At 49.8% G+C, this 18,365-nt stretch carries 17 protein-coding genes; 12 read left to right on the top strand and 5 right to left on the bottom strand.

The genetic code is table 11. The features are described 5' to 3' along the window. From rimP to rpsO, 6 genes are all read left to right on the top strand, one after another. Positions 1-456, top strand: coding sequence for a ribosome maturation factor RimP (gene rimP, locus K6Q96_RS14030; RefSeq protein ID WP_062667298.1), 456 nt, complete (start codon positions 1-3; stop codon positions 454-456). A gap of 21 nt (positions 457-477) precedes the next feature. After that, positions 478-1,965: a transcription termination factor NusA gene (gene nusA / locus K6Q96_RS14025; protein ID WP_251876513.1), complete on the top strand. Its 1,488-nt coding sequence runs from the start codon at positions 478-480 to the stop codon at positions 1,963-1,965. Between the two features lie 21 nt (positions 1,966-1,986). After that, a complete protein-coding gene (gene infB / locus K6Q96_RS14020) occupies positions 1,987-4,686 on the top strand; it encodes a translation initiation factor IF-2 (protein WP_251876511.1) in 2,700 nt (899 codons plus the stop codon). 85 nt (positions 4,687-4,771) lie between these two features. Beyond that, entirely contained in the window at positions 4,772-5,164 is a 393-nt protein-coding gene (gene rbfA / locus K6Q96_RS14015) for a 30S ribosome-binding factor RbfA (RefSeq protein WP_002540323.1), read from the top strand. After that, positions 5,164-6,114, top strand: coding sequence for a tRNA pseudouridine(55) synthase TruB (gene truB / locus K6Q96_RS14010; RefSeq protein WP_251876509.1), 951 nt, complete (start codon positions 5,164-5,166; stop codon positions 6,112-6,114). Before rbfA ends, truB begins: the two co-directional genes overlap by 1 nt. 131 nt (positions 6,115-6,245) lie before the next feature. Then, positions 6,246-6,515, top strand: a complete 270-nt coding sequence (rpsO, locus tag K6Q96_RS14005; RefSeq protein ID WP_002540321.1) for a 30S ribosomal protein S15 — start codon at positions 6,246-6,248, stop codon at positions 6,513-6,515. Positions 6,516-6,706: 191 nt separating this feature from the next. Here the strand turns inward: rpsO and K6Q96_RS24880 are convergent, their stop codons facing one another. Beyond that, positions 6,707-6,841, bottom strand: coding sequence for a hypothetical protein (locus K6Q96_RS24880; RefSeq protein WP_256481771.1), 135 nt, complete (start codon positions 6,839-6,841; stop codon positions 6,707-6,709). Positions 6,842-6,915: 74 nt separating this feature from the next. Here K6Q96_RS24880 and pnp point away from each other — a divergent pair, with 74 nt between their 5' ends. Both pnp and nlpI read left to right on the top strand, forming a co-directional pair. Beyond that, positions 6,916-9,045: a polyribonucleotide nucleotidyltransferase gene (gene pnp, locus K6Q96_RS14000; protein WP_046303875.1), complete on the top strand. Its 2,130-nt coding sequence runs from the start codon at positions 6,916-6,918 to the stop codon at positions 9,043-9,045. 78 nt (positions 9,046-9,123) lie between these two features. Beyond that, positions 9,124-10,029: a lipoprotein NlpI gene (gene nlpI, locus K6Q96_RS13995; protein WP_251876507.1), complete on the top strand. Its 906-nt coding sequence runs from the start codon at positions 9,124-9,126 to the stop codon at positions 10,027-10,029. Between the two features lie 45 nt (positions 10,030-10,074). On the opposite strand, the gene K6Q96_RS13990 is transcribed toward nlpI, so the two are convergent. The 3 genes from K6Q96_RS13990 to K6Q96_RS13980 all read right to left on the bottom strand — a co-directional run bounded on the left by K6Q96_RS13990 (position 10,075) and on the right by K6Q96_RS13980 (position 14,159). Then, positions 10,075-10,941 (bottom strand): U32 family peptidase, encoded by an 867-nt coding sequence (locus tag K6Q96_RS13990; protein ID WP_251876505.1) that lies wholly within the window; start codon positions 10,939-10,941, stop codon positions 10,075-10,077. 11 nt (positions 10,942-10,952) lie between these two features. Further along, complete coding sequence (ubiU, locus tag K6Q96_RS13985; RefSeq protein WP_251876504.1) at positions 10,953-11,948, bottom strand: ubiquinone anaerobic biosynthesis protein UbiU; 996 nt, start codon at positions 11,946-11,948, stop codon at positions 10,953-10,955. A gap of 168 nt (positions 11,949-12,116) precedes the next feature. Continuing rightward, positions 12,117-14,159, bottom strand: coding sequence for a sensor domain-containing protein (locus tag K6Q96_RS13980; RefSeq protein WP_251876503.1), 2,043 nt, complete (start codon positions 14,157-14,159; stop codon positions 12,117-12,119). A 199-nt stretch (positions 14,160-14,358) separates the two neighbouring features. Here K6Q96_RS13980 and ubiT point away from each other — a divergent pair, with 199 nt between their 5' ends. The 4 genes from ubiT (at position 14,359) to rimI (ending at position 16,319) form a co-directional block, all read left to right on the top strand. Then, positions 14,359-14,886 (top strand): ubiquinone anaerobic biosynthesis accessory factor UbiT, encoded by a 528-nt coding sequence (gene ubiT / locus K6Q96_RS13975; RefSeq protein WP_251876502.1) that lies wholly within the window; start codon positions 14,359-14,361, stop codon positions 14,884-14,886. Beyond that, positions 14,870-15,373: a GNAT family N-acetyltransferase gene (locus tag K6Q96_RS13970; protein ID WP_251876501.1), complete on the top strand. Its 504-nt coding sequence runs from the start codon at positions 14,870-14,872 to the stop codon at positions 15,371-15,373. The genes ubiT and K6Q96_RS13970 overlap by 17 nt, the downstream gene beginning before the upstream one ends. A gap of 114 nt (positions 15,374-15,487) precedes the next feature. Next, complete coding sequence (locus K6Q96_RS13965; RefSeq protein WP_251876500.1) at positions 15,488-15,883, top strand: DNA polymerase III subunit psi; 396 nt, start codon at positions 15,488-15,490, stop codon at positions 15,881-15,883. Then, the gene (gene rimI / locus K6Q96_RS13960; RefSeq protein ID WP_251876499.1) at positions 15,873-16,319 is read left to right on the top strand and encodes a ribosomal protein S18-alanine N-acetyltransferase; all 447 of its coding nucleotides are present in this window, start codon (positions 15,873-15,875) and stop codon (positions 16,317-16,319) included. The genes K6Q96_RS13965 and rimI overlap by 11 nt, the downstream gene beginning before the upstream one ends. 49 nt (positions 16,320-16,368) lie before the next feature. On the opposite strand, the gene K6Q96_RS13955 is transcribed toward rimI, so the two are convergent. Continuing rightward, positions 16,369-18,306: an EAL domain-containing protein gene (locus K6Q96_RS13955; protein WP_251876498.1), complete on the bottom strand. Its 1,938-nt coding sequence runs from the start codon at positions 18,304-18,306 to the stop codon at positions 16,369-16,371. Positions 18,307-18,365 lie beyond the last annotated feature (59 nt).

The raw sequence follows: 18,365 nt of genomic DNA, 5'->3' as shown, positions 1-18,365 counted from the left end.
ATGACCGGACTAGAGAAACAGCTTCATGCCTTGCTTGAAGCGCCTGTAGAGGCACTAGATTACGAACTGGTCGGGCTTGAGTTTGTTCGCGCAGGACAACACTCCACCCTTCGTATCTATATCGATCACGAAAACGGCATCACAGTCGAAGATTGTGCAGAAGTGAGCCGTCAGGTTAGCGCAGTAATGGACGTTGAAGATCCAATCACTGTGGCTTACAGCCTGGAAGTATCGTCTCCTGGCTTGGAGCGACCATTATTTAAAGCTGAACATTATCAGCGCTTTGTTGGCCATGAAGTGAACATTGTGCTGAAGATGGCCATGCAGAACCGCCGCAAGTGGAAAGGTGACATTCTTTCTGTCGAAGGCGAAACCGTCACCATCAAGGTCGATGGCAACGAAGAAGCGTTCGCCCTGAGCAATATCGCCAAGGCCAACCTGGTTCCTTCATTTTAAGGTTAAATGAGGCATTAGTTCATGAACAAAGAAATCTTGGCTGTCGTAGAAGCGGTATCCAACGAAAAAGCGGTTCCACGTGAGCGCATTTTTGAAGCACTGGAAACGGCGCTGGCTACAGCTACAAAGAAAAAATACGAAGCCGACATCGATGTACGTGTTGCTATCGATCGTAAAACTGGTGAGTTTGACACCTTCCGCCGCTGGTTGGTGGTAGAAGAAGTGGCGTTGCCAACGCGTGAAATCACGTTGGAAGCGGCGCAATTTGAAGATGAAACACTGGATCTGGGTGGTTTCGTTGAAGACGAAATCGAATCAGTGACGTTTGACCGCATCACGACCCAAACTGCTAAGCAAGTGATCGTGCAGAAAGTACGTGAAGCAGAGCGTGCCCAAGTGGTTGAGCAGTTCATGGATAACGAAGGTGAGCTGATCACTGGTGTGGTCAAGAAAGTAAATCGCGATGTGATTATCGTCGATCTGGGTAACAACGCAGAAGCGGCAATCCAGCGTGACGATCAACTGCCACGTGAAAACTTCCGTCCAGGCGACCGCGTTCGTGGTTTGCTGTATGCTGTACGCCCAGAAGCGCGCGGTTTCCAGCTATTCATGACCCGCTCTAAGCCAGAAATGCTGATCGAACTGTTCCGTATTGAAGTGCCAGAAATCGGCGAAGAAATGATCGAAGTGATGGGCGCGGCTCGTGATCCAGGCTCTCGTGCAAAAATCGCGGTGAAGACCAACGACAAACGTATTGACCCAGTCGGTGCGTGTGTGGGCATGCGCGGTGCGCGTGTTCAGGCTGTTTCTGGTGAGCTGGGTGGTGAGCGTATCGATATCGTTCTGTGGGACGATAACCCAGCGCAATTCGTTATTAACGCGATGGCACCAGCTGATGTTGCTTCTATCATCGTTGACGAAGACACTCACGCGATGGACATCGCCGTTGAAGCTGACAACCTGGCGCAGGCTATCGGCCGTAACGGTCAAAACGTTCGTCTGGCTTCTCAGCTGACTGGCTGGGAACTGAATGTAATGACCGTTGAAGATCTTCAGAAGAAGCATCAGGAAGAAGCTGGTCAGTCTATCGAACTGTTCAGCAAGCACCTGGATATCGACGAAGACTTCGCAGCAGTGCTGGTCGAAGAAGGTTTCACAACGTTAGAAGAAGTGGCATACGTACCAGCAGCAGAGCTTCTGGAAATCAATGGACTGGATGAAGACACCGTTGATGAATTGCGTAACCGCGCGAAAGAAGCACTGACCACTATTGCGTTGGCAAAAGAAGAAATCCTTGATGGTGCAGAGCCAGCAGAAGACTTGCTTGGTCTGGAAGGTTTGGATCGTGAAATGGCGTTCCGCCTGGCGTCGAAAGGCGTTTGCACTCTGGAAGATCTGGCTGACCAAGGCACAGATGATCTTCTGGATATCGAGGGAATGGATGAAGTTAAAGCGGGCGAGCTGATTATGGCTGCGCGCAATATTTGCTGGTTCAGCGACGAAGCTTAAGCGCAGCAAAGGAGGAGCAGAATGTCAGAGGTTACAGTTAAAGCACTGGCGAGCGAAATTGATACGCCGGTAGAACGTTTGCTGAAGCAATTTCAAGATGCAGGCATTCAGAAATCGGCAGACGACAATGTAAGCCAAGATGAGAAACAAACCTTACTGTCTCACCTTAAGCGTGAGCATGGTGATGATGGTAGCGCTCCAACTCGACTGACGTTACAGCGCAAAAAACGCAGCACATTGAGTGTTTCAGGTGCTGGCGGAAAGAGTAAGGATGTTCAGGTAGAAGTACGCAAAAAGCGCACCTACGTGAAGCGCAGTGAACTGGAAGAACAGCGTGTAGCTCAGGAAGCTGCACAACGTGAAGCTGAAGAAGCAGCACAACGCGAAGCCGAGGAAAAGGCACGTCGTGAGGCTGAAGAAGCAGCGAAACGTGAAGCTGAAGAGAAAGCAAAACGTGAGGCTGAAGAGAAGGCCAAGCGCGAAGCAGAAGAAAAAGCACGTATTGCGGCTGAGAAAGTAAAAGCTTCAAGCGAAACTGCGGAAGAAACCGCAGCTCGTGAAGCAGCTGAGGCGCAAGCAAAGAAAGAAGCTGATGAACTCAAGCGTCGCCAGGAAGAGGAAGCCAAGCGTAAAGCTGAAGAAGAAAGTCAGCGCCAGCTAGAAGAGGCACGCAAAATGGCAGAGTTGAACGAAGAGCGCTGGAGTCAACAAGACGCAGCTGCTGTTGAAGTAATGGAAACAGCTGATCACCACACCACGACGTCGAAGTACGCACGTGAAGCAGAAGATGAAGCAGATCGCCGTCAAGAAGCTGCACCACGTCGTCGTAAGAAGAAAAAATCAGCACAAGAGAAAGATGACTCCTCATCCTCTCGTTCACGCGGTGGTAAGGGTGGCAAGATCAAAGGCCGTATGGCTAAGCCAACCTCAATGCAGCACGGCTTCCAGAAGCCTGCTCAGAAAGTTACCCGTGATGTAGAAATCGGCGAAACTATCACTGTTGCTGAACTTGCAAACAAGATGGCAGTGAAAGCGACCGAAGTGATCAAGGCCATGATGAAGATGGGTGCAATGGCAACCATCAACCAGGTTATCGATCAGGAAACCGCTCAGCTGGTAGCTGAAGAAATGGGCCACAAGGTTGTTCTTCGTAAGGAAAACGAGCTGGAAGAATCAGTACTGTCAGATCGTGACGGTGATGCGATTCGTGAGCCACGTGCGCCAGTTGTTACTATCATGGGTCACGTTGACCACGGTAAGACATCGCTGCTGGACTACATCCGTAAAGCGCACGTTGCATCGGGCGAAGCGGGTGGTATTACCCAGCACATTGGTGCATACCACGTTGAAACCGACAATGGCATGATCACCTTCCTGGATACTCCTGGACACGCAGCGTTTACGTCTATGCGTGCTCGTGGTGCGAAAGCAACGGACATCGTTGTTCTTGTTGTTGCTGCAGACGATGGTGTAATGCCACAGACTATCGAGGCAATCCAGCATGCGAAAGCGGCTGAAGTTCCTCTGATTGTTGCAGTGAACAAGATCGATAAAGAAGCAGCTAACCCTGACCAAGTGAAGAATGAGCTGGCGCAGCACAACGTTATCCCGGAAGACTGGGGCGGCGAGAACATGTTTGTTCACGTTTCTGCGAAGCAAGGTCTGAACATTGATGCGCTGCTGGAAGCTATCCTGCTGCAATCAGAAGTTCTGGAACTTGAAGCAGTACGTGATGGCATGGCGAGTGGTGTGGTTGTTGAATCACGTCTGGATAAAGGCCGTGGTCCAGTAGCAACTGTTCTGGTTCAGGAAGGTACGCTGAAGCGTGGCGATATCGTTCTGTGTGGCCTGGAATATGGTCGTGTTCGTGCGATGCGCGACGAGAACGGTAAAGAAATTGACGAAGCAGGTCCATCTATCCCTGTGGAAATTCTGGGTCTGTCAGGTGTTCCTCAAGCGGGTGACGAAGCGACTGTAGTACGTGACGAGCGTAAAGCACGTGAAGTAGCACTTTACCGCCAAGGTAAGTTCCGCGACGTGAAACTGGCTCGCCAGCAGAAAGCGAAGCTGGAGAACATGTTCTCTAACATGGCTGAAGGCGAAGTGTCTGAACTGAACATCGTTCTGAAAGCAGACGTACAAGGTTCGGTTGAAGCGATTGCTGACTCACTGGTGAAACTGTCTACCGACGAAGTGAAAGTGAAGATTGTTGGCTCTGGTGTGGGCGCAATCACTGAAACTGACGCAGTACTGGCAGCAGCATCGAACGCGATTCTGGTTGGCTTTAACGTACGTGCTGATGCATCTGCACGTAAGACCATCGACGCTGAAAGCCTGGATCTTCGTTACTACTCAGTGATTTACGCACTGATCGACGAAGTGAAACAAGCGATGAGCGGCATGCTGGCACCTGAGTTCAAACAAGAAATCATGGGTCTGGCAGAAGTACGTGACGTGTTTAAGTCACCGAAACTGGGCGCAATTGCAGGCTGTATGGTTACTGAAGGTACCATCAAGCGTAACAACCCAATCCGCGTACTGCGCGATAACGTGGTTATCTACGAAGGTGAGCTTGAGTCACTGCGTCGCTTTAAAGACGACGTACAAGAAGTGGCGAAAGGTTACGAGTGTGGTATCGGCGTTAAGAACTACAACGATGTACGTGTAGGCGACCAAATCGAAGTATTCGAAATCGTCGAAGTGAAACGTACTATCGAATAATAACCGACTGTAACAGGTTGTTTATAAACACCATGGGGGGAAGTGCTCAGCGCTTTCCCCCCATTTCTTATGAGAGAAGAGCGTTATGGCAAAAGAATTTAGCCGCACTCAACGCGTGTCGCAGCAGTTGCAAAAAGAAATTGCCCTGATCCTGCAACGCGAAATTAAAGATCCACGCATTGGTATGGTCACAGTTTCCGGCGTAGAAGTGTCCCGTGATCTGGCTTACGCAAAAGTATTCGTGACTTTCCTGACTATGGGTGAGCAAACCCCACAAGGTGGTCTTGAAGCGCTTCAAGAAGCAACTGGCTACATCCGAAGCCTGCTGGGCAAAGCGATTCGTCTGCGTGTCACTCCTGAAATTACTTTCTTCTTTGATGAATCACTTACAGAAGGTATGCGTATCTCCAACCTGGTTTCTCAAGCCGTGAAATCAGACGAAGAGCGCCGTGTGGATGAAAACGGAGAAGAAGAGTAATGGGTCGCCGTCCACGTCGTCGCGGACGCCCTGTCGACGGCATTATCCTGCTGGATAAGCCGACAGGCATTACATCGAACTCCGCGTTACAGAAAGTTAAAAACATCTACTTCGCTGAAAAAGCAGGCCATACCGGTGCATTGGATCCACTGGCAACCGGTATGCTGCCAATTTGCTTCGGTGAAGCGACCAAGTTCTCGCAGTTCCTTCTCGATTCTGACAAACGCTACCGTGTGATTGCCAAGCTTGGCGAGCGCACGAACACCTCAGATTCTGACGGTGAAGTGGTTGAAACCCGTGAAGTGAAAGTGAGCATGGGTGATCTGGAGCGCAGCATAGCGTCGTTCCGTGGTGAAACCATGCAAGTTCCTTCGATGTTCTCAGCATTGAAGTACGAAGGTAAGCCGCTTTACGAATATGCCCGCAAAGGTATCGAAGTCCCGCGTGAAGCCCGCAAGATCACTGTGTACGAAATCTCACTGCTACGCTTTGAAGGTCATGAAGTTGAGATGGAAGTCCATTGCTCGAAAGGCACTTACATCCGCACTATCGTTGACGACTTGGGTGAGATGCTGGGCTGTGGTGCACACGTGACCATGCTGCGCCGTACTGGCGTTTCAGGCTATCCATACGAGAAAATGGTGACGCTTGAGCAATTGGAAGCGCTGCTTGAACAAGCTCGCGAGCAAGACATTCAGCCGCGTGAGTTGCTGGATCCACTGCTTCTGCCACTGGATACTGCTGTACAGGATTTGCGTGAAGTGAACTTGTTGCCAGTGGTGGCGAGTTACGCACTGCAAGGCCAGGCCGTTCAAATCCCAAATGCGCCTGCAGAAGGCGAAGTCGTCCGTGTGACCATGGGTGAAGACAATGCCTTTATCGGTGTCGGTGAAATCGATGCTGAGGGCATGTTGAAGCCGCGCCGTTTGGTGCGTACGCACGACGTATAAATTTATGGCGTGATGAAGCCTGCAGCGGTTGCCTTATGTTGGGAATCGCTGTAGAATTCGCCGCCTCGGGTGTCGGCTGAATCAGAGATTGGCTGACACAAATTAAAACCTTTTACATTTAGGAAAAGACTATGTCTCTGAATGCAGAAACTAAAGCAGCAATCGTTGCTGAATACGCGCAAGGCGCAAACGACACTGGTTCTCCAGAAGTACAAGTAGCTCTGCTGACTGCTTCTATCAACCACCTGCAAGGCCACTTCGCTGAGCACAAAGGTGACCACCACAGCCGTCGCGGTCTGCTGCGCATGGTTTCTCGCCGTCGTAAGCTTCTTGACTACCTGAAAGGTAAAGATGCTGACCGTTACCTGGAGCTGATCAAGCGTCTGGGTCTGCGCCGCTAATAAGCCTTTGGCTTTTAAGTATCGCATTCCGAAGAGGAGCCCTTGTGGCTCCTTTTCTCGTTTTTGCTCCCCGAAACCTCCTCCCTTAGACTAGGCTTAGCCTTCGGTTCGCTTTCCGCACAATACCTAAAAGGGCGATTGCGGATAAACCTTCAACATCCGTAGATTTTTGTGGCATTTACGCACGAAACTTACGGTCTCACGTTACCGTTCATCGTGTAGCCGTGTATAATGTTGGCGCTTTCATCGGACTCACAGTCAACGAAGTCGACCATCAGGTCGCGACTATTGAGAAAGCTTTCCAGCCAAGGCGAAAACTTTCTCATTAGTCGCGATTGGTGAGACCTTTGAAAGAAAAGTAAAACCGCGCGTATTCGCGCACAACTACAAGGAATCTCCCGTGAATCCAATCGTAAAAACGTTCCAGTACGGTAACCACACCGTGACTTTGGAAACTGGCGTAATGGCTCGCCAGGCTACTGCTGCAGTTATGGTTAGCATGGACGATACTTCAGTATTCGTTTCTGTTGTTGGTAAAAAAGAAGCGGTTGAAGGTCAAGACTTCTTCCCTCTGACTGTTAACTACCAAGAGCGTACTTACGCGGCAGGTAAAATCCCAGGTGGTTTCTTCAAGCGTGAAGGTCGCCCTTCTGAAGGCGAAACCCTGACTGCGCGTCTGATCGACCGTCCAATCCGTCCGCTGTTCCCTGACAACTTTAAAAACGAAGTGCAGGTTATCGCGACTGTGGTTTCTGTAAACCCGAACGTTAGCCCAGACATCGTGACCATGATTGGTACTTCTGCGGCGCTGGCGATTTCTGGCATCCCATTCAACGGCCCAATCGGTGCTGCACGCGTTGGTTTCATCAACGATGAGTTGGTACTGAACCCAAGCAACACAGAGCTTGAGAACAGCCGTCTGGATCTGGTTGTTGCTGGTACTGAAGGCGCAGTTCTGATGGTTGAATCAGAAGCTGACCGTCTGTCTGAAGAGCAAATGCTGCAAGCGGTGGTGTTCGGTCACGATCAACAGCAAGTGGTTATTCAGGCTATCAACGAGTTCGCAGCAGAAGTTGCTACTCCAGCTTGGGATTGGACTGCACCAGAAGTGAACACCGAGCTGAAAGCGCGTGTTGCTGAACTGGCTGAAGCACAATTCACCGAAGCGTACCAAATCACTGAGAAAATGGCGCGTTACGACCGTGTTGGCGAAATCAAGTCAAGCGTGAAAGAGCAACTGCTTGAGCAAGACGAGACGCTGGACGCACGTGAAATCCAAGGCATGCTGTACAGCCTTGAGAAGAACGTAGTACGTAGCCGTATCATTGCTGGTGAACCACGTATCGACGGTCGTGAGAAAGACATGGTTCGTGCACTGGACGTTCGTACTGGCGTTCTGCCACGTACCCACGGTTCTTCACTGTTCACCCGTGGTGAAACTCAGGCGCTGGTAACGGCAACTCTGGGTACTCAGCGTGATGCGCAAATCATCGACTCAATCACTGGTGAAACAACGGATAACTTCCTGTTCCACTACAACTTCCCTCCGTACTGTGTAGGTGAGACCGGCTTTGTTGGCTCTCCTAAGCGTCGTGAAATCGGCCACGGTAAACTGGCGAAGCGTGGTATCCAGTCAGTGATGCCATCTCAGGAAGAATTCCCATACACGGTTCGCGTAGTATCTGAAATCACTGAATCTAACGGTTCTTCTTCAATGGCGTCTGTTTGTGGTTCATCGCTGGCGCTGATGGACGCAGGTGTACCAATCAAGAAATCTGTTGCGGGTATCGCGATGGGTCTTGTGAAAGAAGGCGAGGATTTTGTTGTTCTGTCTGACATCCTGGGTGACGAAGACCACCTGGGCGACATGGACTTCAAAGTAGCAGGTACTGACGACGGTGTGACTGCACTGCAGATGGACATCAAGATCGAAGGTATCACCAAAGAGATTATGCAGATCGCTCTGAACCAAGCAAAAGGTGCGCGTCTGCACATCTTGAGCGTGATGGATCAGGCTATCTCTTCTGCACGTGACGATATCTCTGAATTCGCACCACGTATCCATACCATCAAGATCAACCCAGAGAAGATCAAAGATGTCATCGGTAAAGGCGGTGCGGTTATCCGTGCGCTGACTGAAGAAACTGAAACCACTATCGAAATCGAAGACGACGGTACTGTGAAGATCGCAGCAACCGACGGCGAGAAAGCGAAAGCGGCTATCGCGCGCATCGAAGCGCTGACTGCAGAAGTGGAAGTAGGTCGTATCTACACAGGTAAAGTCACTCGTATCGTAGACTTCGGTTGCTTCGTGTCTGTTATCGGCACCAAAGAAGGCTTGGTACACATTTCTCAAGTGGCTGATAAGCGCATCGAGAAAGTGTCTGACTACGTTGAAATGGGTCAGGAAGTACAGGTTAAGGTTCTGGAAATCGACCGTCAGGGTCGTATCCGTCTGTCAATGAAAGAAGCGGTAGAGCAAGCGCCGGAAGCTTCAGAAACTGACGCACAGCCAGAAGCTGACGCATAACGGTTTACGCTTTAGCGTGAAACACGGTATAACAAAGGGGGCAATGCCCCCTTTTTGTTTTTCAGGAGAGAAGCGCTAATGCGAAAACTTAACTGGCTGCCACTGACGGTTCTAGGCTCTGCACTGCTGTTGTCAGGCTGTGTGACCTCGGGCAACTCAGTGAACAAAGACCAGCCTTGGCATATGTTGCCAATGGCGGTGCCACTGCAGCCAACCACGCAGCAGGAAGTGCAGCTGGCGCGTATCGACCAAATTTTACTGCGTGATGACTTAACCGAAAGAGACCGGGCGCAGCTTTTCTACGAGCGTGGCCTGATTAACGACAGCTTGGGTCTTCGCGATCTGGCGCGTCTGGATTTTAATCGCTCACTTTCTTATAACCCTGCTCAGCCGGATGTGTTTAATATTCTGGGTGTCTACTTTACCCAAAGTGGCATGTATGACGCCGCCTATGAAGCTTTTGACTCTAGCCTTGAACTGAACGAGCAGCACCAGTTTGCTGAGCGAAACCGCGGTATTGCTTTGTATTACGGCGGCCGTTACGAACTGGCTGTCCGCGATCTGCTCAAGCACTACAACGATAACGAGAATGACGCCTACCGTGCATTGTGGCTGTATCTTGCGGAGCTCGAAAAAGATGGCCCGGAAAAAGCGCAGCAGGGTCTGAGAGTGCGCTATGACCGCTCAGATAAGCTTGATTGGGGCTGGTTGCTGGCAAGGATGTACCTGAATGATATCAGTGAAGAAGCTTTCTTCACTGAGGTGATGAACACCAGTACGGATAATGCCCAGCTTGCAGAACGACTCTGCGAAGGCTACTTCTATCTTGCCAAGCGCTATCAGGCGCAGGGTGATATTAATTCAGCCGTGGCCCTTTATAAGCTGGCAATGTCTGGCAATGTGTATGACTTCGTCGAGCACCGCTACTCCATGCTGGAGTTGAGCCGTATCGCTTACGATCTGAGTCATCCACCATCTTCTTGATGGGTTTTAGACAAAGAAAAAGCCGCGTTCGCGGCTTTTTTCTTTTTAACGTTGTGTCGCCATCCCTTCAATGCTGTGCCAGTAGCCATTACAGAAATGACTTTTTGGTGCAAAACCCGATTCACCGTGTTTAAAGCCGGCAAGCACATCAAGCGTCGCGCCGCTTTGCGGACTGATACGTACGACATCCACCAGGCCTTCCATCGACGCCATATCTGCACTTAGGTCATAACAGTAGCCAGATTGAGTCTGGATACCATTTAGGGTAAACACAGACTGGCCTTCCTGACTTTTTACTTCAAGACCTTGCGGATAGTTGATGCAGCAGGTCTCGCATTTATCCTTTGGGCGATTCTCAGCACGTGCGCTGAAACAGCGGGCGGAATAGGCCAGTGGCAAGTTGCCGTAAGAGAAGACTTCCACTTCAAACTGATCGCGAATCCCAATCGTCTCGGCTTCCTTCAGCAGTTTGCGTAGCCATTCACGTGACAACTCAACAGGCATACACCAGCGGGTCATACCTTTTTTCAGCATCACTTGAAGTGCTTGCGCGTTGTATAGGTTCAATGCCGGTCCTGCAACAAACGGAATGCCTTTTTCGTGCGCCAGTTGAATAGCGGAGACATCATTGGCTTCAACAATGAATTCGCCATTGTCGATGTAGGTTTGCATCACTTTCACTTCGCTTGGCGCTTCCAGCAGCGCCATAGTGGAAAGCACGACTTGTTTACCACCGGCTGCCAGTTCGCGGCCCAAGTTCATCCAGTCTGCAGGACGCACTTCACGTCGCTTGGAGCACACGGTTTCACCGAGATAGACGATATCCGCATCACTGCTCACCGCTTTTTGATAGAAGGTTTCTACATCGCTTTTTGGCCAGAAGTAGAGGAGTGGGCCAAGTGAGTATTTCATAGGAGTCTCCTTTACTGCCATTTACGGTGATAGGCACCAAGGGTGGTTTGCGCGCCTTCTGAAACACTGTCCAGGCATTGATTCCATTGAGGCAGCACCTGGTAATTGTCCGGATTGCGTTGATAGCTGTCGATTGCCTGACGCCATGCACGGGTGACCTGCTCAACATAGGCAGGGCTGCGCTGACGGCCCTCGATTTTCACTGACGCGATATTGGCTTCAAACAGTTCAGGCAGAATTGATAGGGTGTTGAGACTGGTGGGTTCTTCCAATGCATGGAAAGGCTCACTGTCAGTGACGAAGCGGCCTTTACACAGCGTCGGATAACCTGCGTTTTCGCCCGCCTTATAGCGATCGATCAAAATGTCATTCAGGCGTGATTCGAGACCTTCTGAGGTTTCTTGCCAGCGCACGTACTTGGCCGGTGAGCAGGCTCCGACGGTATTCGGCGACTCACCAGTCAGGTAAGAGGAGAGATAACAACGACCTTCTGACATGATGCAGAGGCTACCGAAGGCAAACACTTCCAAATCCACGTCTGTGGTGCGAGCTAATTGCTTCACCTGATGCATGGACAGCACGCGTGGCAGCACTACACGTTTAACATTGAAATGATCTTTATAGAACTGGATGGCGGCACTGTTGGTGGCTGACGCCTGCACCGAGAGATGAATTTCCATATCAGGGTGTTTGGTGGCGGCATAATCAAGCACGGCGAGATCGGCAATGATCAGTGCATCGACGCCCAGATCCACTGCCGCATCTACGGCGTCAGTCCAACGTTGAAAGCCATCTGGATGTGCGAAAGTGTTTAGCGCAACATGGATATGTTTCTGGCGGTCGTGAACGTAAGAAACGGCTTTTTCCAGCTTCTTACCATCAAAGTTCAGACCGGCAAAGTGGCGGGCGTTGGTGCCGTCTTTAAAGCCAATGTATACCGCATCCGCGCCATTATCGATGGCGGTTTTCAGGGCAGGAAGGTTACCTGCCGGGCAAAGCAATTCCATATTTCTCCCCACTTCGCGTGGTCAGCATCAGGCTGGTTATTCGTATTTCGATAAACCCTGAATTGTAGGGAGAGTTTGGGAGTGGGATTTTGATATAAGGCAGGTTAGTGCCAACAAACTGATAAGAGGGATAAGAAAAGAGGTACCGATGGCACCTCTACTCATTCCTCACGAAGCAATTTTTGCTTTGCGGTTGTTGATCAATAAAGCTTCAAATTCAGCCCGAGGCATGGGCTTATAGAAGTGGAACCCTTGAATCGTGTCGCACTTGAGGTTTGCAAGCACACTGGCTTGCTTACCGGACTCCACACCTTCTGCCACCACGGACATATTTAGCGAGCGTCCGAGATTGATGATGTTCTCAATCAAGGTGACCTGCTTGGGGAAAGTCTCCATGTCGCAGATAAAGGCGCGGTCAATCTTAATCTCATCCAATGGGAACTTGGCGAGATAAGATAGCGATGAGTATCCGGTACCAAAATCGTCAATCGACAGTGAGAAGCCGAGATCTTTGATGGCATTGAGCATCTGTATTGCGTGTTCGCCGTCATTCATCACCGCGCTTTCTGTCAACTCAAACGTAATCAGTGAGGGATCGGTTTGGGTTGCTGCCTGCAGCTTTTTCATGTGCGAGGTCAGGTTTGGGTTACGAAACTGCTGCGGTGACAGGTTAATGGCCACGCGACCTGGCAACACTTTCATGTTCTGCCAGCGGCGGACAGTCTGAAATACTTCACGCATGACATTGCGACCCAGCAATTCAATCATGCCGGAGCGTTCAGCAACCGGAATAAAGCGCCCTGGACTGATATACCCTTCCACCGGGTGCTTCCAGCGCACCAGCGCTTCTGCTCCATTAATGGTGTAGTCTTTGGCGTTAACTTTGGGTTGATACCAGACTTCCAGTCCGTTGTTTTGCAAAGCTTTTTGAAGTTCTATTTCCAGCCAAAGACGCATGCGCGCTTCTTTGTTCATGTGCTGGTTGTAAATCACCACACGGTTGCGACCTTGCTCTTTCGCCTCGTACATCGCGGTATCGGCATTTTGGAGCAGGCTGCGGGCATCTTTACCATCGCCCGGAAATTTCACCATACCAATAGAGCAGGCGAGGTACTTGCTGAAATGGTAGAGGTCGAACGGCTGGCTGATCACGTCGACCACTTTCTGCGAAAGCTCCTTAGCCACTTCATCGCTGCTTTGTTCTGGAAGCAAAATAGCAAATTCATCACCACCAAGGTGTCCAAGAATAGTATCGGCCGGTAGTTGCTTACGAAGACGTTGTGCGATGTCCTGTAAGACGCGGTCACCAATATGGTGTCCGAGGGAATCGTTGATGTTTTTGAAGTTGTCGACATCAAGGTAAAACATCAGAAGCGGCGTATTGCTTTTGATGAGCTGCTCTAGGCGTCGGGAGAAGCCGTGACGGTTGTAGAGCCCAGTTAAGGCATCAAACTGGGCCAGTTTTTCAATAGTCTGTTTGTGGTCAGAGACGGCTGCGGTACGGGAAAGCGTAATGATAGCACCACTGCCACCCAGCAGACTCACTGAACCATAGGACACATTGATGGTTTGACTGTCGCCAGTGCCTTTAGTCTGGCATACCAGCTGTTGCCCCGATTTAAGTGAGGTCAGGGAAGCGACAACAGATTGGCCTTTAACTGCTGGCACCAGCAGGTTTTCTATGTCTTCGCCGAGAATCTCGTTCTGGCTGTCAAAACCAAGCAGTTTCACTGCATGCTTATTGGCGCTCAGAACTACACCGTCGTCCAGCACACAACATCCTTCACCCACGAGCTGGCAAAGGTTATTGAATCGACTTTCTGAAGATTCGAGTGCGCTGGTAAGAACCTGCCTCTCTGAGGTATCTGCCGCATGGAAAATGACCGCGCTGTCGGCCCACTCGCTGTTGGCGAGTGGCGTCACGCTGAAATGAAAGCTGGAGTCATGAATACCATCGTTCAGGACGATTTCTCCCTCAGAGGCTTCTCCACCAAAGGCGCACTCATAGTGAGGCTTTAGCGCATCATAAAAACTGGCACCAAGGATTTCGCGATCCTGTTTTCCTACCAGTTCGTCCTGCTCCAGTCCGCTTATTTCACAATAGCGCTGGCTCACCCAGAGGTATTGGTGATGTTTATCGAGAACGGCAAAGAGAAACGGACTGTTTTGAGTAAGACGTGAAAACCAATAGGTCAACTGCTCAACGGGCATTTAGGCACCATACATCGTAGCTAGCAAAGCTATATCCAAATTCAACTCCATTATTGAGACAACACTATATAATGTGAGAGCTCAACGTTAAACCTTTATGGAGAAGAGCTTTGTTTTTTTGACTCAAGGCATAAAAAAACACGCGAGCAGTGTCATACAATGGCGAGTACTTTCGGCCTATTCATATTGGAACATCACTTTGTTCAACAAACTCCATTCAACGCTGGTGCAACAGGCACCTGGATTTCTTCGCTTTCCCGTAAAGCTTGTTCCTGCTTCGGTCCAGCAAAAAGTCATGCTGGAAACCCTGAAGCGTGTTTTTCATGAAGCTCTGGATGATGGTGAATTCGAGTTTCTTGAAAATCGTTGGCTTGAAGTGTATGTGCGCGACATAGACTTGAAGAGCTTCATCAGTTTTGTCGATGACGAGCTGGTGGTGCGCAGTGACATTGAAAATGCCGATGTGCGTTTTAGTGGTGATATTAACGACTTGATCCTTATTGCCGCTCGCAAGGAAGATCCAGACACTCTGTTCTTCCAACGCCGACTGCTGATCGAGGGTGATACTGAGCTGGGTTTGGAAGTGAAAAACCTGATGGACAGTGTCGACTTAGATTCACTACCATCTGTATTGCGTCAGGCACTATTTCCATTGGCAGACTTCGTACAAAAAGGGCTACAATCGACACCCAATGTCAACGAGGCCCAATATGCTCATAAGATCTGAAGCGCTGGCTGATCAGCTGGCCATTGATAGATTGCTTAAAAACGTATTCCCGACTGAAGCGGAAGCGGCTTTGGTCCGTGCGCTGCGTGAGAATGGCCATAACACGCTGTCTCTTGTTGCCTGTAACGATGACGGTGAATTGGTAGGACACCTTATGTTCAGCCCTGTACAAGTCGGCGAGTCTGATACTGGTGTTCAGGGTTTAGCCCCTTTGTGTGTTCACCCTGATTATCGCCAACAGGGCATTGCTGCTCAGCTGGTTCGCGAAGGTTTTGATACGCTGAACGAATTTGGCTATCCCGCATGTGTGGTGCTGGGTGACCCGGCTTACTACAGCCGCTTTGGCTTCAAGCCAGCATCCGGCTTTGGTCTCCGCTGTAAATGGGATGTACCAGCAGAAGCCTTCATGGCGTTTGAATTTGCCAAAGGTGCATTCGAGCAAGCCAGTGGTGAAGTGGCTTACTGCCCAGAGTTTGATGCGCTGTAAGTCGTCTTGCTCTAACCCAAAAGTTAAGGGCTGCAGCGGCAGCTCTTGTTCTTTGTGTTGTTTCCACTTGGTTTTGATAGCATTTATCCACAAAGAAGAGTCAGTGAGGCAGGCATGAACGATTTACAGAGACTAAAGGAAATGGGGATCACGGTATGGGATGTGAGACGTCCTGAGTGTTATCCTGATGTGTCTCCTCAGCCTGTTTCATTGCCTGACGATTGTAAGCTGCTGCTGGTGTGTGAATCCAAACCCACTGAGCAGGAAGCCCTGCTATTCAGTAAGGTACTTGCCAGCATGAAATTATCCGTTAAACAAGCGCTTCATCTTCCACCGCAGGCAGTTAATTTGCTTGATAAACACCAGTTAGAGTGGTGTTGGTTTGCTGGCACCCAACAAATGGATATTGACGGGGTGAAGATGTTAACGTCACCTTCACTTGCAGTACTCGAAAATGATCAATTTGCCAAGAAACAGCTTTGGCAGCAGATAAAGCAGTATGAATCCTGACATTCTTCCGATGGACAGCCAATGGCTAGACGAAGTCGTGCGCGTAGAAAAAAACGCACATACCCATCCTTGGGCTGACAGTCTGCTAAGAAAACCAGAAGCCAAATTTGGCTGTAACCGTGTGTTGGTTCTGGATAATCAACTGATAGGCTACTTCTTTGCTCAATGTGTGGCAGGAGAAGCATCCTTGTTAAATATTGCTGTCTCTCCGGAATGTCAGGGAAAGGGGTATGGCAAGCAGCTACTTCAGGCATTTCTTGATTGCATGCGCGAAGCGGGTGGAGAAGAAGCTTGGTTGGAAGTGCGTGAGAGTAATCAAGCGGCTATCAGAATTTATGAAGCTTTTGGCTTTAACGAGTTCGACCGTCGGTATGATTACTACCCGACAGCATCCGGCAGAGAAGATGCGCTCATTATGAGCTACTGGTTCGAATAAATCGGCCAGATGCCCTTAAAAGAAAACCCGCAATAGCGGGTTTTCTTGTTTAAGCGGTTTGTTCTGGTTGACTGATTGGCTTGGGTGGATGAATGAATCCCTGGTAAGCATCAATAAAGTCGGTATTGACCCTCGCCTTACTTTCATCGTCTTTTACGCCAGTGGCAATCACAATGAGGTTTTTTGATTCAGCAATGTTAGCCAGTGTTTCGGTAAATACGCGGTTCTGTGCGTTCTGGTTCTGACTGAATGCCTGATCTAACTTCACGTAACTTGGCTTCAATGCAGACAGGTACTCGACCTCCTGCAAATAGCGCCCAAAGTGATCGATGCCTATCCTAGCACCGACTTTTCGCATTGCTTCGCTAAAGCTGATGCAAGCAGTCAGATTACTCCTCGTACTGGCTTCGCTGATCTCAAAACAGATCTTATCTGCCGGCAGTTCGCTTTTCAGTACATTTTGAAGCCAACTGATGAAGAGTCTGTTTTCCAGACTCTCATCTGTCAGGTTTAGGGCATAAGGCTGCGAAATAGGTGCTTTTTTGTGAAGTTTGACCAACTGCTCCACTACAACACGATCAAACTCAACGCCTTTCTCAAATAACTGGATATAAGGCATCAGTCTTCCACCGGACTGCCAGGTTCCTTCAATGTGCGCCTGAGTAAAGACTTCTTGGTGTAGTGGCTCTGTTGTATCGCCAGAAAAACGATAGACAGGCTGAGACAACAGGCGTACAGCCTTACTCTTTAAAGCCCCATTGAGCAATGAACGCCAGGTTTCGCGGTCGATTACCTGCTCTTCTGACCCACGGTTAAACACAAACACATCGTGTTGCTTGATAGCCCGTTGCAGGGCGTTGTCAGCCAGTGACATCAGTTGCGTTCCTGGCAAACCATGGCCATGTACCACGCCAATGTGGAAACCTTCATTGGTATCAAAACCTGCCATATTGACTTCGTTGTTGAGGGTACTGATAAGAGTGTGAAGGCTATTACGGCTCTGCTCTTCGCTACACTCAGGAAGAAGCAATGCAATCTCCGTTTCGCTGATGCGTGCCACGCACACATTGGGGTAGGCACTGAAAGCTGATTGCAATGAGGCAGACAACAAGCGCCATGTTTCGTCGCGAGCGGCATAGCCGTAGCGGCGATAGATGGTGTCTAGCCACTCCATATTAGCGATCACAACAGCACTCGGGACACTTTCATCATCACCCATCCAACTGTTGAGCTGGTGGATGTAAAATTGACGGTTTGGTAAACCGGATGCTGCATCATACATCATGCTGTTATTCAGCGTTTTTAGCTCTTTGTGGAGCGATTGGATCATCCGTTGGATGTGAGATGAAAGGTTATCCAATGCGGCATCCAGCGACTTCACGCCAGAACGCTGCTTTGACTGAGAGGAGGTGAAGTCTTGTTCAGCCAAGCTATTTAGTGTTTTAGTGACGCGTGCTACGGCTCTCTTTCCATGGTTGAACGCTAGGGTGAAAATGGCCAGCAATACAGCAATCGCAGCACTCAATGTCAGTGCGCTTTGATTGAAGTCTTTCGCAATCTGCTGATTGGCGAAATGGGATGAGAACGACAGAGTCAAGGTCGCTACTTCTGAACCATCGTGGTGCAGTTGAATAACCCGCTCGATAGGCTGCACTGAATCCAGTTTTTCAAACCAGAAGGCTGTTTGGATAACTGCGTCTTCCCTAGACCAAATACCTTGCTCAGCCGTGATCTGGTCGGTCAATGTTATCTGGATCAATTCAGATGAAAGAGTTGCCTCAGTGATACGAGAAATCGCATCTGTGTCGTAATAAGCCACCAAGGTAGGCAGAATCTGGGTCAACTGGGTTTCAACTGTTTCAGCATATCGGGTCAATTGTTGTCGTTGTTGACTAATGCCGCTCGACAACATAGCGAGTAGCGACAACATGAGCAGCAAAATGGCCGACAGGTAAACCCCAACCAGTGGCGAGCGTCGTGTAAACATAGTGAGTCTCTAATTAACACACAGCAAGTGAAGACCGACAGAAGCTGCCGGCCTTTACC

The organism is Grimontia kaedaensis (assembly GCF_023746615.1).
In the GTDB taxonomy this organism is placed as follows: domain Bacteria; phylum Pseudomonadota; class Gammaproteobacteria; order Enterobacterales; family Vibrionaceae; genus Enterovibrio; species Enterovibrio kaedaensis.
Note: the sequence above shows the minus strand (reverse complement) of the source record. Positions and strands in the feature narration are given on the sequence as shown.

What these genes read in the sequence shown, in the direction of transcription:
- rimP (WP_062667298.1), top strand. Translation starts at nt 1, where the DNA reads ATGACCGGACTAGAGAAACAGCTTCATGCCTTGCTTGAAGCGCCTGTA.
- nusA (WP_251876513.1), top strand. Translation starts at nt 478, where the DNA reads ATGAACAAAGAAATCTTGGCTGTCGTAGAAGCGGTATCCAACGAAAAA.
- infB (WP_251876511.1), top strand. Translation starts at nt 1,987, where the DNA reads ATGTCAGAGGTTACAGTTAAAGCACTGGCGAGCGAAATTGATACGCCG.
- rbfA (WP_002540323.1), top strand. Translation starts at nt 4,772, where the DNA reads ATGGCAAAAGAATTTAGCCGCACTCAACGCGTGTCGCAGCAGTTGCAA.
- truB (WP_251876509.1), top strand. Translation starts at nt 5,164, where the DNA reads ATGGGTCGCCGTCCACGTCGTCGCGGACGCCCTGTCGACGGCATTATC.
- rpsO (WP_002540321.1), top strand. Translation starts at nt 6,246, where the DNA reads ATGTCTCTGAATGCAGAAACTAAAGCAGCAATCGTTGCTGAATACGCG.
- K6Q96_RS24880 (WP_256481771.1), bottom strand. Translation starts at nt 6,841, where the DNA reads ATGAGAAAGTTTTCGCCTTGGCTGGAAAGCTTTCTCAATAGTCGCGAC.
- nlpI (WP_251876507.1), top strand. Translation starts at nt 9,124, where the DNA reads ATGCGAAAACTTAACTGGCTGCCACTGACGGTTCTAGGCTCTGCACTG.
- K6Q96_RS13990 (WP_251876505.1), bottom strand. Translation starts at nt 10,941, where the DNA reads ATGAAATACTCACTTGGCCCACTCCTCTACTTCTGGCCAAAAAGCGAT.
- ubiU (WP_251876504.1), bottom strand. Translation starts at nt 11,948, where the DNA reads ATGGAATTGCTTTGCCCGGCAGGTAACCTTCCTGCCCTGAAAACCGCC.
- K6Q96_RS13980 (WP_251876503.1), bottom strand. Translation starts at nt 14,159, where the DNA reads ATGCCCGTTGAGCAGTTGACCTATTGGTTTTCACGTCTTACTCAAAAC.
- K6Q96_RS13970 (WP_251876501.1), top strand. Translation starts at nt 14,870, where the DNA reads ATGCTCATAAGATCTGAAGCGCTGGCTGATCAGCTGGCCATTGATAGA.
- K6Q96_RS13965 (WP_251876500.1), top strand. Translation starts at nt 15,488, where the DNA reads ATGAACGATTTACAGAGACTAAAGGAAATGGGGATCACGGTATGGGAT.
- rimI (WP_251876499.1), top strand. Translation starts at nt 15,873, where the DNA reads ATGAATCCTGACATTCTTCCGATGGACAGCCAATGGCTAGACGAAGTC.
- K6Q96_RS13955 (WP_251876498.1), bottom strand. Translation starts at nt 18,306, where the DNA reads ATGTTTACACGACGCTCGCCACTGGTTGGGGTTTACCTGTCGGCCATT.